Annotated in this window: 14 protein-coding genes; 2 read left to right on the top strand and 12 right to left on the bottom strand. The window is 59.3% G+C overall.

Features of this window, described 5'->3' with window-relative positions:
• Nucleotides 1-36: 36 nt before the first annotated feature.
• The 3 genes from AC1ROI_RS14355 to AC1ROI_RS14365 form a co-directional block, all read right to left on the bottom strand.
• Nucleotides 37-1,650, bottom strand: coding sequence for an NAD(P)/FAD-dependent oxidoreductase (locus AC1ROI_RS14355; protein WP_077749565.1), 1,614 nt, complete (start codon nt 1,648-1,650; stop codon nt 37-39).
• A gap of 94 nt (nt 1,651-1,744) precedes the next feature.
• Entirely contained in the window at nt 1,745-2,398 is a 654-nt protein-coding gene (locus AC1ROI_RS14360; RefSeq protein WP_102594174.1) for a COG3650 family protein, read from the bottom strand.
• A 181-nt stretch (nt 2,399-2,579) separates the two neighbouring features.
• A complete protein-coding gene (locus AC1ROI_RS14365) occupies nt 2,580-3,179 on the bottom strand; it encodes a short chain dehydrogenase (protein ID WP_083374876.1) in 600 nt (199 codons plus the stop codon).
• A 105-nt stretch (nt 3,180-3,284) separates the two neighbouring features.
• On the opposite strand from AC1ROI_RS14365, the gene AC1ROI_RS14370 reads away from it, so the two are divergent.
• Nucleotides 3,285-4,199 (top strand): LysR family transcriptional regulator, encoded by a 915-nt coding sequence (locus AC1ROI_RS14370; RefSeq protein WP_010462593.1) that lies wholly within the window; start codon nt 3,285-3,287, stop codon nt 4,197-4,199.
• 120 nt (nt 4,200-4,319) lie between these two features.
• Here the strand turns inward: AC1ROI_RS14370 and AC1ROI_RS14375 are convergent, their stop codons facing one another.
• The 9 genes from AC1ROI_RS14375 to AC1ROI_RS14415 all read right to left on the bottom strand — a co-directional run bounded on the left by AC1ROI_RS14375 (nt 4,320) and on the right by AC1ROI_RS14415 (nt 12,061).
• Entirely contained in the window at nt 4,320-4,814 is a 495-nt protein-coding gene (locus AC1ROI_RS14375; RefSeq protein ID WP_077749563.1) for a DoxX family protein, read from the bottom strand.
• The gene (locus AC1ROI_RS14380; RefSeq protein WP_077749582.1) at nt 4,811-5,572 is read right to left on the bottom strand and encodes an HvfC/BufC N-terminal domain-containing protein; all 762 of its coding nucleotides are present in this window, start codon (nt 5,570-5,572) and stop codon (nt 4,811-4,813) included. Before AC1ROI_RS14380 ends, AC1ROI_RS14375 begins: the two co-directional genes overlap by 4 nt.
• On the bottom strand, nt 5,569-6,423 hold the full coding sequence (gene bufB / locus AC1ROI_RS14385) for an MNIO family bufferin maturase (protein ID WP_077749562.1): 855 nt from the start codon (nt 6,421-6,423) through the stop codon (nt 5,569-5,571). Before bufB ends, AC1ROI_RS14380 begins: the two co-directional genes overlap by 4 nt.
• A 26-nt stretch (nt 6,424-6,449) precedes the next feature.
• On the bottom strand, nt 6,450-6,758 hold the full coding sequence (locus AC1ROI_RS14390) for a BufA1 family periplasmic bufferin-type metallophore (RefSeq protein WP_010462585.1): 309 nt from the start codon (nt 6,756-6,758) through the stop codon (nt 6,450-6,452).
• Between the two features lie 300 nt (nt 6,759-7,058).
• A complete protein-coding gene (locus AC1ROI_RS14395; protein WP_010462583.1) occupies nt 7,059-7,760 on the bottom strand; it encodes an ABC transporter ATP-binding protein in 702 nt (233 codons plus the stop codon).
• Entirely contained in the window at nt 7,761-8,528 is a 768-nt protein-coding gene (gene livG, locus AC1ROI_RS14400) for a high-affinity branched-chain amino acid ABC transporter ATP-binding protein LivG (protein WP_010462581.1), read from the bottom strand.
• Entirely contained in the window at nt 8,525-9,781 is a 1,257-nt protein-coding gene (locus tag AC1ROI_RS14405) for a high-affinity branched-chain amino acid ABC transporter permease LivM (RefSeq protein WP_102595589.1), read from the bottom strand. Before AC1ROI_RS14405 ends, livG begins: the two co-directional genes overlap by 4 nt.
• A complete protein-coding gene (gene livH, locus AC1ROI_RS14410) occupies nt 9,778-10,701 on the bottom strand; it encodes a high-affinity branched-chain amino acid ABC transporter permease LivH (RefSeq protein ID WP_010462578.1) in 924 nt (307 codons plus the stop codon). The genes AC1ROI_RS14405 and livH overlap by 4 nt, the downstream gene beginning before the upstream one ends.
• Nucleotides 10,702-10,933: 232 nt before the next feature.
• A complete protein-coding gene (locus AC1ROI_RS14415) occupies nt 10,934-12,061 on the bottom strand; it encodes a branched-chain amino acid ABC transporter substrate-binding protein (RefSeq protein WP_010462576.1) in 1,128 nt (375 codons plus the stop codon).
• Nucleotides 12,062-12,411: 350 nt separating this feature from the next.
• Here AC1ROI_RS14415 and AC1ROI_RS14420 point away from each other — a divergent pair, with 350 nt between their 5' ends.
• Nucleotides 12,412-12,717 (top strand): DUF2288 domain-containing protein, encoded by a 306-nt coding sequence (locus AC1ROI_RS14420; RefSeq protein ID WP_010462574.1) that lies wholly within the window; start codon nt 12,412-12,414, stop codon nt 12,715-12,717.
• Nucleotides 12,718-12,979: the final 262 nt, after the last annotated feature.

Here is a 12,979-nt window from a genome sequence, read left to right on the forward strand (position 1 = left end):
GCGGGCAAGCCTCGCTCCGACAAGTGGGGTGTTGCTTCAGGCTTCCAGGCCGAGGATGTCGCGGGCCACGGCTTCGGCGATCCGAATCCCGTCGACACCCGCCGACAGAATCCCGCCCGCATAACCCGCGCCTTCACCCGCCGGGAACAGACCTTTCACGTTCAGGCTCTGCATCGACTCGTTGCGGGTAATGCGCAGCGGCGACGAGGTGCGCGTCTCGATCCCGGTCAACACCGCGTCATGCAGCGAGTAACCGCGAATCTGCTTTTCGAACGCCGGCAGAGCTTCACGAATGGCTTCAATGGCAAACGCAGGCAGAGCCAGCGCCAGATCACCCAAGGCAACACCTGGTTTATAGGACGGTTCTACGCTGCCCAACTCGGTGGACGGCTTGCCGGCGATGAAGTCACCGACCAACTGCGCCGGGGCTTCGTAGTTGCTGCCGCCCAACACGTAAGCGTGGGATTCCAAGCGTTCCTGCAACTCGATACCCGCCAGCGGGCCGCCCGGGTAATCGACTTCCGGGGTGATCCCGACGACGATCCCGGAGTTGGCGTTACGCTCGTTACGCGAGTATTGGCTCATGCCGTTAGTGACCACGCGGCCCGGCTCGGATGTCGCCGCTACCACGGTGCCGCCCGGACACATGCAGAAGCTGTACACCGAGCGACCGTTCTTGGCGTGGTGCACCAGTTTGTAGTCGGCCGCCCCGAGTTTCGGGTGGCCGGCGTACTTGCCCAGGCGTGCGCGGTCGATCAGCGATTGCGGGTGCTCGATGCGGAAGCCCACCGAGAACGGCTTGGCTTCCATGAACACGCCACGGCTGTGAAGCATGCGGAAGGTGTCCCGGGCGCTGTGGCCCAAGGCAAGAATCACGTGTTTCGAATGAATCTGTTCGCCACCATTGAGCTCGACGCCGACCAGTTGGCCGTCCTCGATCAACACGTCGGTGACCCGCTGCTGGAAGCGCACTTCGCCGCCCAGCGCGCGAATCTGCTCGCGCATGTTCTCCACGACGCCGGTCAGTCGGAACGTACCGATGTGCGGTTTGCTGACGTAGAGGATTTCTTCCGGGGCGCCGGCCTTGACGAACTCGTGCAGGACTTTGCGACCGATGAATTTCGGGTCCTTGATCTGGCTATAGAGCTTGCCGTCGGAGAACGTCCCCGCGCCGCCCTCGCCAAACTGCACGTTGGATTCAGGGTTGAGTACGCTTTTGCGCCACAGGCCCCAGGTGTCTTTGGTGCGCTGACGCACTTCGGTGCCGCGTTCGAGGATGATCGGCTTGAAGCCCATTTGCGCCAGCAGCAGCCCGGCGAAAATCCCGCATGGACCAAAACCCACGACGACAGGGCGTTGCTCAAGATCCGCCGGCGCCTGGCCGACCACTTTGTAGCTGACATCCGGTGCCACGTTGACGTTACGGTCATCGGCGAACTTGTGCAGCAACGCGGCCTCATCCCTGGCGGTGAGGTCGATGGTGTAGATGAAGCACAGTTCAGAGGACTTTTTGCGCGCATCGTAGCTGCGCTTGAACAAGGTGAAATCGAGCAGGTCATCGCTGGCGATGCCCAGGCGCTGCACGATGGCAGGGCGCAGGTCTTCATCGGGATGGTCGATCGGCAACTTGAGTTCGGTGATTCGTAACATGACGGGATCCGGTTCGCGGGGCGCACAACTGCGCCAAGGCGTTTGAAGGCGGCGATTATAAGCCCCAAACGCCGGTCCCGTGAGGCAAAAACGATCAGTCGTTACGCGAGCCGCCGAAATACCCGCAACCGCGTTGCACCTGACCATCGATGCGCAGCTCGGCGCTCATGTGCTGGACGCTGCCGGTGGTGCTGTCGACGCAACGTTGCGGCGCGACCCACAGTTCGATGTGCTGGTTATTGGCTTCGGTGCTGAGATTGAAACGGCCATCGCCCAGCTGTTCTTCAACATAGGGCACGGCCAGGGGCGGCTGGCCGGCACGGTCGATAACCATGCCTTTGCCGCTGACCTTGACGTTCCACTCTGGCGAGTGGCCGGCGGCGCGCAGGATCAGCAATTTGAAATTGGGATCGTCGCAGGCGGCGCCGGAGCGTTCGACGCGGTACAGCTGTTCAAGATCAAGGCGACTGTCGACGATTTGCCCACGCACGTCGGCGAACAGCTTGCCCTGGGCATCGGCGAGGGCCGCGGCCTCTTGCAAGACGCTGGTGCCACCGCTGTCATTGACCACATAACTGCGCTGTTCATTGCACGGCTGGAACAGCAACTTGCCGTCCGCTGCCGTCAACTGGCCCTGAAGGCGGGTCTGGTCCACGTGGGAGGCGCTTTCACGCGGGCCATCAAACAATTGGCAGGCGGCAAACAGCGGAAGCAGGGCGACAAGGACTAAGGAACGGGCAACACGCATCTTTGGCTCTCCAGACAAGTGCCGCCACGTTACGCAGCCTGACCGTTCATCACAACCCCAGCGATGTTCGATCTCCTGTAGGAGCGAAGCTTGCTCGCGAAGGGGCCAGTGCATCCAGCATCGTCATGAATGACAGAACGCTTTCGCGAGCAAGCTTCGCTCCTACAGTGAGGGTGGTGTGTCAGCCGACGTGAAAGGTCTGGCCGGTCTGTAGGCCCTCTACGCTTTTGGCGTAGGCCAATGCCACATCCGCTGCGGGAACCGGCTTGTAGCCCCGGAAGTACGGCGCGTAACTGCCCATGGCTTCGAGCAGAACGGTCGGGCTGATCGAGTTCACCCGCAAGCCGCGGGGCAGTTCGATGGCCGCCGCACGCACAAAGCTGTCCAGCGCGCCGTTGACCAATGCCGCCGAGGCGCCGCTGCGAATCGGGTCGTGGCTGAGCACGCCAGTGGTCAAGGTGAACGAGGCGCCGTCATTGGCGAATTCACGGCCGATCAGCAGCAGGTTGACCTGGCCCATCAGCTTGTCTTTCAAGCCCAGCGCAAAGCTTTCTTCGCTCATTTCATCCAGCGGTGCAAAGGTCACGTTGCCGGCAGCGCAGACCAGCGCATCGAATTTACCGGTTTGCTCGAACAGCTTGCGGATCGAGGCGCTGTCGCTGATATCCACATTGAAGTCGCCGCTGTTACGGCCGATGCGAATGATGTCATGGCGCTGGGACAGTTCCTTGTCGACCGCTGAACCGATGGTGCCACCTGCGCCTATCAAAAGAATTTTCATCGTGCTGTTCCTCGAAGTGGTTGAACGAGGTTGCAGTCTAGAGTGGTTTTTTCCATTGATAAGCGCGCTAATAGGCAACCTTTGGTTTTCAAATGGAAACAATCCATGAGCGAGATGGATGATCTGGCAGCCTTTGCGGTGTTGATCGAAGCGGGCAGTTTCACCCTGGCGGCGCAGCAATTGGGCTGCAGCAAGGGGCAGTTGTCCAAGCGCATCAGCTTGCTGGAAACACGGTTCTCCGTTGTCTTGTTGCAACGCACCACCCGCCGTTTGAGTTTGACGGCGGCGGGCGCGGCGCTGTTGCCTCAAGCCCAGGCGCTGGTGGTTCAAGTCGAAAAGGCGCGTCAGGCGTTGGCGCGGTTGAAGGACGACATGGCCGGACCGGTGCGCATGACGGTTCCGGTCTCGCTGGGGGAAACCTTCTTCGATGGCTTGTTGCTGGAATTTTCCCGCCAATATCCCGAGGTGCAGATCGAGTTGGACCTCAACAACAGCTTTCACGATTTGTCCCGAGACGGTTTTGACCTGGCCATCCGCTCCGAAGTGGCCAATGACCAACGCTTGGTCGCGCGTCCTCTGCTGGCCTGGCACGAAATGACCTGCGCCAGCCCGGCCTATCTCGAACAGTACGGTGAGCCGCAGACGCCCCAGGCGTTGGCGGACCATCGCTGTCTGCTCAACAGCCATTACAGCGGTCGCGAAGAATGGCTGTATCACCAGCAGCACGAGTTGCTGCGGGTGCGGGTGTCGGGTCCGTTTGCCAGCAATCACTACAGCCTGTTGAAAAAAGCAGCGCTGGCAGGGGCCGGCATTGCGCGGTTGCCTTCCTACCTGCTGCAAACGGAATTGGCTGACGGGCGATTGCGCTGGCTCCTGCGTGATTATCAGACGCGGAGCATGCCGATGTACCTGGTGCATCCGTATCAGGGCGGACTGCCCAAACGCACGCAGGTGTTGGCGGACTACTTGATTGATTGGTTTAAACGCAGCGGCGAGGCATTAGCGCGTCTTCAGCAATAGCCGCCCACATCCAACCCCTTGTAGGGGTGAGCCTGCTCGCGATAGCGGTGTGACATTCAGCATTGATGTTGACTGACACAGCGCTATCGCGAGCAGGCTCACTCCCACAGGGGAAGGTGTTTACCGGGCGAAATGTCGGGCGATCAGATGATCGATCGACAATTTCCCCGGCCCGGTCGCCATCAGGTACAGCAACACCGCCGCCCAAGTGCCATGGGTCGGGTAGGCGTCGGGGTAAACGAACAGTTGAATGGTCAGGGTCATGCCCAGCAAGGCCAGCGCCGAAAATCGCGTGGCGAAGCCGATCAGGATCAACATCGGGAAGACATGCTCGGCGAAGGCGGCCAGGTGCGCCGCCAGTTCCGGGGACAGCAATGGCACGTGGTACTCGCTCTGGAACAGCGGGATGGTCGAGTCCGCCAGATGCGGCACGCCAAGCTGGAAGGAGCCGTCAAACAGGTCGATGGCCAGGCCTTCGACCTTGGTTTGCCCGGACTTCCAGAACACTGCCGCAATCGAGAAGCGCGCGATAAAGGCGATCAGACTGCGGGGAATCATCTCCAGTAACGCGATGGCGCGAACGATGGGGTTCTGTGATTCGGTCCGGATGTTCATGGCGATACCTTGTTGTTATGCAAGTGAGTGATGGCGTTCCGGCTGATCAGCAGCGCCAGGGTTTGGCTGAGGTCGAAGGCGGGGGCGGCTTCCAGCGCCTGCATCAGTGACTGGCCGTTTTGCAGATACTGGATGAACGCGCTGGCACCTTGATCAAGGGCGAATACTTCAACGTCCAGGCCATTGCGCAACACCAGCGCGTGTTGTCCCTGGCTCAGGTCAATCCCCGCCAGCGTTGTTTCCTGTTGATGCGCCGCCCAGATCGCCACCACCGCGAAGGCAGAACTCAACAGGTTGAGGGAGGGATGAAGTTCGACGGTGAGCTCGCTCAGGGCTTGCGGGTCGGCCAGTGCTGCGGCGATCTGCTCATGCTCCAGGGGCTGCGCATCGGCCGCGTGATACGCGATGACGCGCAGGCGCTCCAATCGGGCGACATCGGCCAGATAAGGCACGCTGGCGGCGGGCGCAAAGCCTTCGATGAAGGCTGCGAAATCGTGCCCGTAGTCATTCATCAACGGGCTGCGGGGCGGGGAGCCGTGCACATGAACACCGGCCATGGCCCGGAAGAATTCATCGCCGACCAATTGCACAACCACGGGGTAACTGTCCGCCAACGCGTTGATCAGCGAGGCCTGCACATTGTTGCGATACACCGCGAAACGGCTGGCCGGATCGGCGCCATTGACGCTGAGTAATCCGTCAGGGCAGGGCCGCTCCGGATCAAGCAGGGCGGCGGCGAAATCGGCGTGATTGCTCATGACCGGACCTCGGCGCATCGCAACAACTCATCGGCCTGACGCGCTTCGGCGTGTAATACGCCGAAGGCTGGCACCTGATTGTCGCGTTCGATCAGCGTTGCTACTGGCCCGACACGCTCCAGCACTTGCACGTACAGCGCCCACACGGCGTTGTCGATGGGCGCGCCGTGATCGTCGATCAACAGACGGTCACCGAGGCTGTCGGTGTCTTCGGCAAATCCGGCCAGATGAATCTCGCCGACGGCATGAAGGGGCAGGGCATCGATGTAGGCCACAGGATCGCGTTGATGATTGATGCTCGACACGTAAACGTTGTTCACGTCCAGCAACAGCCCGCAGCCTGTGCGGCGAATGACTTCGCTGATGAAGTCGGCCTCATCGATCGTCGAGCGTTTGAACGCCAGGTACGTCGCCGGGTTCTCCAGCAGCATTGGGCGTTTGAGGGTGGTTTGCACCTGGTCGATGTGTTCGCAGACGCGGTTCAACGTCGCGTTGTCGTAGGCCAGTGGCAGCAAGTCGTTGAGGAACACCGGGCCATGGCTGGACCAGGCCAGGTGTTCGGAAAAGAAGTGGGGTTGGTAGCGCTCGATCAGTTCGGCAAGGCGTTGCAGGTGTTGCACATCCAGCGGACCTTCGGCACCGATGGACAGGCCAACGCCATGCAGCGACAGCGGATACTGCTCGCGGATCAACCCCAGGTAATGATGAAAAGGGCCGCCGGCCACCATGTAGTTTTCGGCGTGGACTTCGAAGAAGCCGATGTCCGGCTTTGAACCGAGCACTTCACGCAAGTGCCCGGTCTTGAGCCCCAGCCCGGCGCGGGGCGGGAGCCCGAACAGTGAATTGTTCATGGTCGACACTCAGGCTGGGAGGCGGATCAGGCTTTGGCTTTGAAGGCTTCCATCTGACCGAAACCGGTCGGCGAGGTTTTGCTTTCGGTGGTGGCGCACGTGCCTTTCGGAACGAGTTTCCAGGCGTTTGCCTGGTGGTCCATCTTGGCAGTACCGGCGCAGGTGGTGCCTGCACCTGCGGCGCAATCGTTATGACCTTTCATGGCCACGCCGAAGCATTTTTCCATGTTGCTGTTGTCGGCGGCCTGGACGGTGGAGACAGCGGCCATGCTCAGCGCAGAACCAAGGGCCAGAACGAGGGCGGTGGCGGACAGGGTGCGGGTGGTAGCAGTCATGATGTTTCTCCGTTGTTTGAGTTTTGGTAAGCCGCGTGTGTGCTGGCTTACCCCTCTAGAGAGAGGTCATCGCGATGCGTTACAGCCCAGTGCAAAACTTTTTTAAAAACCTCAAAACACCACCGACCCCTTGTGGGAGTGAGCCTGCTCGCGATAGCTGTTTCGCCTTCAACGGTTTTGTTGACTGACACTCCGCTATCGCGAGCAGGTTCGCTCCCACAGGGGGGCTTTATTGCCGTGAAGGTTTATGGCGGGCACAAAAAAACGGCCCGAAGGCCGTTTTTTGTTTACCGCAATTGCTTAGCCGCCGAGATACGCTTCGCGCACTTTCGGATCAGTCAGCAGTGCTTCCCCCGTGCCGGTCATCACCACCCGGCCGTTCTCCAGAACGTAGGCACGGTCGGCAATTTTCAGCGCCTGGTTGGCGTTCTGCTCTACCAGAAACACCGTCACGCCATCCTTGCGCAGCTGTTCGATGATGTCGAAGATCTGCTGGATGATGATCGGTGCCAGGCCCAACGATGGCTCGTCGAGCAGCAGCAGTTTGGGTTTGCTCATCAGCGCACGGCCGATGGCGAGCATTTGCTGTTCGCCGCCGGACATGGTGCCGCCGCGTTGGGCAAAGCGTTCTTTCAGGCGTGGGAAAAGTCCGAGAACCTTGTCCATCTGTTCCTGATAATCGCCCTTGCTGGTAAAGAATCCGCCCATGGACAGGTTCTCTTCCACGGTCAGGCGGGCGAACACTCGACGACCTTCCGGCACGACCGCAATGCTTTTACGCATGATCTGCGACGAGTCCTGGCCGACGAGCTCTTCACCCATGTAGCGGATGCTGCCGCTGTGGGCTTGCGGCGAACCGCAGAGGGTCATCAGCAAGGTCGACTTGCCGGCACCGTTGGCGCCGATCAGGGTCACGATCTCGCCCTGGCGGACTTCGACGTTGACGCTGTGCAGCGCCTGGATCTTGCCGTAGAAGGTGGAAACGTTTTCAAATTGCAGCATTTACGCTTCCCCCAGGTAGGCTTTGATCACTTCAGGATTGTCGCGGATCTGTTCCGGCGTGCCGTCGGCCAGAGGCGTGCCCTGGTTGATCACGACGATGTGGTCGGAAATGCTCATGACCAGTTTCATGTCGTGTTCGATCAGCAGCACGGTGACGTTGTGCTCTTCACGCAGCATGCTGATCAGCGCTTTGAGGTCCTCGGTTTCCTTCGGGTTCAGGCCGGCGGCCGGTTCGTCGAGCATGAGGATCCGCGGACGGGTCATCATGCAGCGAGCGATTTCCAGACGGCGTTGCTGACCGTAGGCCAGGGTGCCGGCCGGGCGGTTGGCGAACTGCGTGAGGTTGACCTTATCCAGCCAGAACTCGGCAAACTCCATGGCCTCGCGTTCGCTTTTGCGGAATGCCGGGGTCTTGAACAGACCAGACAGGAAGTTGGTGTTCAGGTGACGGTGTTGCGCGATCAAGAGGTTCTCGACCGCGGTCATGTCCTTGAACAACCGCACGTTCTGGAAGGTGCGCACCACGCCTTTGAGGGCGATCTTGTGGCCCGGCAGGCCTTCGATCGGCTCGCCGTCCAGCAGGATGCTGCCACCACTCGGCTTGTAAAAACCGGTCAGGCAGTTGAACACCGTGGTTTTGCCGGCGCCGTTAGGGCCGATCAATGCAACCACCTGTTTTTCTTTCACGGTCAGGGCCACGCCGTTGACCGCCAGCAAGCCGCCGAAGCGCATGCTCAGATTTTCGACTTTAAGGATCTCGCGGCTCATTTGCGCAGCTCCATGTGAGGACGTTGCATGGGCAGCAGGCCTTGAGGACGCCAGATCATCATCAGCACCATCAAGGCGCCGAACATCAACATGCGGTACTCACTGAACTCACGCATCATTTCCGGCAGCAGGATCATCACCACGGCCGCGAGGATCACACCCAACTGCGAGCCCATGCCACCCAATACGACGATGGCGAGGATGATCGCCGACTCGATGAAGGTGAACGACTCCGGTGTCACCAGGCCCTGACGGGCAGCGAAGAAACTGCCGGCGAAACCTGCGAAGGCGGCGCCCAGGGTGAAGGCGGAAAGCTTGATGACCGTAGGATTCAGACCCAGCGCACGGCAGGCGATCTCGTCTTCACGCAACGCTTCCCACGCACGGCCGATCGGCATGCGCAGCAAACGGTTGATCACGAACAGCGCAGCCAGGGCCAGCAGCAGTGCAACCAGGTACAGGAAAATCACCTTGTTGATCGAGTTATAGGCCAGGCCGAAGTACTCGTGGAACGTCTGCATGCCTTCTGCCGCTTTGCGCTCGAAGGTGAGCCCGAAGAACGTCGGCTTCTCGATGTTGCTGATGCCGTTCGGGCCACCAGTGATATCGGTGAGGTTACGCAGGAACAGACGGATGATTTCACCAAAGCCCAGGGTCACGATCGCCAGGTAGTCGCCGCGCAGACGCAGTACCGGGAAGCCGAGCAGGAAACCGAAAGTGGCCGCCATCAGGCCGGCGATCGGCAGACAGATCCAGAAGCCCAGACCCAGATAGTGCGACAGCAATGCATAGCTGTACGCCCCGACGGCATAGAAGCCGACGTAACCCAGGTCGAGCAGGCCGGCCAGGCCGACCACGATGTTCAGGCCGAGGCCGAGCATCACGTAGATCAGCACCAGCGTGGCGATATCCACCGCACCACGAGAGCCGAAGAACGGCCAGACCAGGGCACCGGAGATCAGCGCAATGATGATCCAGCGTTGGGTGGTCGGCAGGGTCAGGAAGTTACTGGCCTTGGCCGGAATCAGCGGCATGTTTGGCGACGAGCGCCAGGCCGAGCTGATCTGTTGATCGAACAGCACCCGCAGGAACATCAGCACCGAGCACACCGCGATAGTGATCAGTGTGGCGCTGCTGGTGCCGTGCACTTCGAGGTGGATGCCGACGATGGTCAGTTTCAGACCCAGTACCGGGTAGGCCACGGCCCACACCAGCAAAGCACTGAACAGTGCCTGTTTAAGATTCCTAGTCATACTTTTTCAACCTCCGGACGGCCAAGGATGCCGGTCGGCCGGAACAACAGAACCAGAACCAACAAGCCGAAAGCCACGACGTCCTTGTACTGGTCGCCGAAGATATCGGCACCAAAGGCTTCCGCCACCCCTAATACCAGCCCGCCGAGCATGGCTCCCGGGATGCTGCCGATACCGCCCAGTACCGCTGCGGTGAACGCCTTGAGTCCAACGAGGAACCCGGCGTTCGGGTTGATCACACCGTATTGCATGCTCAACAAGACGGCCGCGATGGCCGCCAATGCGGCACCGATGACGAAGGTCAGGGCGATGATGTTGTTGGTATTGATGCCCAGCAAGTTGGCCATCTTGATGTCTTCGGCACAGGCGCGGCAGGCACGTCCGAGACGAGAGCGGGAGATGAACATTGTCAAGCCGAGCATGGCGACGAAGGTCACCACGAATACCACGATTTGCATGTAGGAAATCAGCACTTCATGTGCGCCACCTGGCCCGAAGGTGAAGCTGCCGGGGATCAGGTTGGCTATGGATTTGTCCTTGGAGTCTTGCGCCAACAGAACCGTGTTCTGCAGGAAGATCGACATGCCGATGGCGGAAATCAGCGGGATCAGACGGTTGCTGCCGCGCAAAGGGCGGTAGGCGACGCGTTCGATGCTGTAACCGTAGGCACTGGTCACGACGATGGTCGCGATGAAAGCAGCGGTAATCAACAGCGGAACGCTGTCGAGTCCCAGCATGGCCAACCCGGCGATGGCGATGAACGCCACGTAGGAGCCGATCATGTACACCTCGCCGTGGGCGAAGTTGATCATTCCAATGATGCCGTAAACCATCGTATAGCCGATGGCGATCAGGGCATACGTACTGCCAATGGTCAGGCCATTAACCAGCTGTTGGAGGAAGTGATAGATGTCAGGCATTACAGCGCTCCTAAAAACCTGATACGCATTTCACTGGTGGAGTCATTTTCCCGCTCGAGCCCCGTGGATCTGCATCCACTTCGAACGCGAGGTTTGCCAGCGAACCGCTGATGACGGTTTTGAGATTTTCAGGTGGGGAGACTGGCGGATCACGCCAGCGCGGCCCAATACATTCGTAAAACAAAGCCCACGGCACGCCGTGGGCTTTATTGGCAGTCAGTCAGGCAACGCCTTACTGAGGCTTGGCTTCAGTTTTTGGTTTGCCGAAGTGCCACTCGTAAACCACAAATTTGAAGTCTTTCAGGTCGCCCTTGTCGTCGAAGCTCAGGTCGCCGGTAGGCGTCTTGAAGGTGCCTGCGTGGATGGCAGCAGCCACTTTGGCAGTGTCTTCGGACTTGGCGGCCTTGATGCCTTCGGCAATCACTTCCACAGCCGAGTAGGCCGGGAACACGAACGGACCGCTCGGATCTTCTTTCTTCGCTTTGAACGCATCAGCCAGGGCGATGTTGGCCGGATCCTGGTCGAAGGATTTCGGCAGCGTCACCAGCAGACCTTCCGAAGCTTTCTGAGCGATCTGCGAGATCGAGTCGTTACCCACGCCTTCCGGACCCATGAACTTGGCTTTCAGGCCTTTTTCATCCGCCTGGCGCAGGATCAGACCCAGCTCAGGGTGGTAGCCACCGTAGTAAACGAAGTCGACGTTGGCTTGCTTGAGTTTCTGGATGATCGACGAGAAGTCCTTGTCGCCGGCGTTGATGCCTTCGAACACGGCAACCTTGGTGCCTTTTTTCTCGAGGGTTTGTTTAACGGCGGTGGCGATGCCTTCACCGTATTGCTGTTTGTCGTGCAGGACAGCAACGATCTTCGGTTTTACGAAGTCGGCGATGTAGTTACCGGCGGCAGGGCCTTGGGCGCTGTCCAGACCGATGGTGCGGAACACCATTTTGTAACCACGGGCGGTGATGTCCGGGCTGGTGGCAGCCGGGGTGATCATGATCACGCCTTCGTCTTCGTAAATGTCCGAAGCCGGTTGGGTGGAGCTGGAGCACAGGTGACCGACCACGAACTTGACGCCGTCGTTGACGACTTTGTTCGCGACAGCTACCGCTTGTTTTGGATCACAGGCGTCATCGTATTCAACGGCTTCGAGTTTCTTGCCGTCTACGCCGCCTTTGGCGTTGATCTGTTCGATGGCCATTTTGGCGCCACTGAACTGCATGTCGCCGTATTGGGCTACAGGGCCGGTTTTAGGGCCGGCGATGCCGATCTTGATGGTGTCAGCTGCGAACGAATGGCTGGCAACCCCGGCCAGAACCATAGCGGCAAACAGTTTGGAAATCTGCTTAGTAGCCTTAGTCATAGTGCTCCACTCTTACTGTTGTAGTTTTTATAGTCCTGGCGCCGTAGCAGCAGAACCGGGTCAGATATCTTCGATATCCTCCGGAAAATGCCCCCGACAACTGTACCGGTACAGTGTAGAGCGCCAATTGTTAGCCTGGGAAGCTGGCGCCGGGGGGCAAAACCTGAGGGTGTCGCTTAATTGAAAGAAAAAGACAGAATAGCGGCGGGATGTTAGCTGGCTAATTGCTTGATTCAGCAGCATTCCCTGGCTTTCCTGCTCTTTTCTTTCGGTGACTCAATTGCATCCGGGTTTTTCTGCCAGACCACCGACGTTATCATTCGCGTCGATTTCTTTTCCGGACAGTGCCCATGAATGAAGAACCTAGCACCCTCTATGCCAAGCTGCTTGGTGAAACCGCATCTATTACGTGGAAAGAGTTGGAGCCCTTCTTTGCCAAGGGTGCCCTATTGTGGGTCGATCCCGGCCTGGATTTGATCGCTGCTGCCCAAGCTGTTGCGACGGATGAAGGTGAGAAAGTGGCTGCCTGGCTGGCTGCCGACAAGGTCGCCAAGCTGTCTGAAACGCGGGCGCTGGATCTTTTTGAACGCGACCCGCAGCTGTGGGCTGTGGTGGTTTCACCGTGGATTCTGATCCAGGAAAGGGCGACGAGCTGACTGTCCGCACTTTATTGGTGCGCCTGGCGGGCGACCAAAAGTGTGTAGGTGAGTAGCGTGATGGCATGTTGCCGTAGAGAAAGGCCACAGAAGGGTCTTGGCGAGGGTGACGTAAACGTAACGGGAACAGTTTATTGAGCAGCCTTCGGGCTGCTTAATTGTTTCTGGATGTTGGGTTTTTCGGTGAATCCGATGCCGCCATCGCGAGCAGGCTCGCTCCCACATTTAACCGCGTTTCTTCAGAAGAAATGCGATCCCTGTG

The organism is Pseudomonas sp. GW823-FHT02C02, from assembly GCF_058797635.1.